The sequence below is a fragment of the Cellulomonas sp. IC4_254 genome, assembly GCF_011603975.1.
In the GTDB taxonomy this organism is placed as follows: Bacteria; Actinomycetota; Actinomycetes; order Actinomycetales; family Cellulomonadaceae; genus Cellulomonas.
The window spans coordinates 1-1903 of the sequence record NZ_JAANNB010000343.1; the positions used below are offsets into that span (position 1 = coordinate 1).

Here is a 1903-nt window from a genome sequence, read left to right on the forward strand (position 1 = left end):
GGCGGGGGTGGTACGCGGTGGTGTGGTCCAGGTCGGCGCGCCGGGCCGGGACCGTGCACCCGGGCGCCGCGCAGGTCCCGTCGCGGGTGCGGACGTGCTCGGCGAGGGCGGCGGTGGGGCGGTAGCGCTGGCGTCCGACGTCGAGGACCTGGCCGGTGAGCGGGTCGGTGACCACGCGCCGCCAGACCCCGCCGGCGGCCAGGGCCCGGGCGCGGACGGCGTCGATGGGGCCGTACCCGTCGAGGTCGGCGGGCTGGTCGTCCAGGCCCAGCAGGGTGGAGGCGCTGATGGTGAGGCGTACCTCGGCGCCCGGGCGGCCGGTGCAGCGGCCACCGCAGCCACGCTGCCCGCTCGCGAGCTCGGCCGGGGCCGTGGTCGCGGCGTGCGCGGGTCCGTCGTGCGGCGTGGCGGCGTGTGGCGCGGTGGCGATCAGGGGTGCGTGGCTACCGGCTGACGCGGACCCGGTCACAGGGACCACCGTGGCGGTGGGGACCGGCTCGGCCGGTCGCGGTCGCACCGGCTGCCCGCGGGTGGTGGTCACGGACCACTCCGACGACCGACGCGGCGTCGGCACCGCGGGTGGAGGCGGGTCCAGGTGGACCTCGAACGCCGGCCCGTCACTGCTCGGCACGTCCCCGACGACCAGGTCCCGCAGCCCGTCGGCGCGCAGCTGGTCCAGCGTCCGCTCGTCACCCAGGGCCTTCGCCGCCCGGGCGGTGTGGTCGAGGACCCCGTCGACGCGGGTGGCGTCCTCGGCCGCCATGACCACCCACATCGAGGCCATCCCGTGCGGCTGCGGCCGCGGATGGGTGACCCGTCGCGTGCAGCGGGCCCGCCGGTGACGTCCGGCCGCACCGTCCGGGTCGACCAGCCGGACCTCCTGCTCCACCCGCCGCGCCAACTGCCGCGCCGAGCACTGCGCCGCGTCCGGCAGCACCGCGTCCTCGACCGCGTGCGCCGCCTGGTACGGCAGGTCGCCCAGTCCGGCCGCCAAGACCTCGGCCTTCGCGGCGTCCAGATGCCCGGACGCCAAGGCTTCACCCGTCGCCACGAGCATCCCGTCCAGCACCAGCGCCCGGTGCACCACCTTGGTCGCCGTCACCCGGGCCCACCCGAGCCGCATCGCCAGCTCGTCGCCGGCCACGCACGGCTGCGTCGGCGGCGCCCCCGCCAGCGGCGACCAGTCCGGGCGCATCTCCGGGCGGGACGCGAGCTCCGCGACCGCGTCCAACATCGCGGCGTGCTGATACGCCTGCATCCGCACCCTTGCGGCGACCACCTCGACCACCACCGCCGAGGGCAGCACCTTCAGGTCCAGACCCCGCAGCCAGGCGTCCAGGCCGGGTCCGGGTGGGCACGCGGCGATCGCCTCGACCTGCCGCTGCTCACCCGTCCTCGGCGCCCCACCAGCGGCCACCACCGGGTCCGGGCCGTAGTCCGTCAGGCACGTCCCGTCGGGCCCGTAGACCGGCAGCACCCCGGCGGCGACCACGTCGCCATCGGGGTGTTCCTGCAGGTCAACCATGAAAAGACCCTACCGGCGACCACTGACACGCCCCCGGCCCGCCAGGTCGAGGTGGGCGTCGGTCTCGTCCCCGAGGACATGTGCCCGAGAAGGGTCAGAAACCCTCGTCCACCGGCTCGTCGATGACGGTCGCCCCGAGAGCCTGGGCGAGCAGCGGGATGCCGGACAGACTGCTCGCGCCGATGTCGGGGTCGTCCATGGACGGCTCGTCGTCGGCCCACGCGACCCGGGGTGCGGCGGCGACGGACCCGCCACCGGCCGCCGCCGCGCGGGCTGCTGCCCGGACCCGGTCCGCGCCGCTGGTGGGCGCCGAGGACGCAGCCGGAGCCGAGGCCGGGCGCGCGGACGCCGCCGGGGGCGCCGAGGCGGCGAACGGGT

2 protein-coding genes are annotated in these 1903 nt (G+C 77.1%); both read right to left on the bottom strand.

The window, feature by feature from the left end; translation table 11 throughout:
- A partial coding sequence (locus G6556_RS18610; RefSeq protein WP_166944609.1) for a DUF222 domain-containing protein occupies positions 1-1525 on the bottom strand: 1525 nt, incomplete at its 3' end.
- A gap of 94 nt (positions 1526-1619) precedes the next feature.
- A partial coding sequence (locus G6556_RS19240; protein WP_205693762.1) for a hypothetical protein occupies positions 1620-1903 on the bottom strand: 284 nt, incomplete at its 5' end.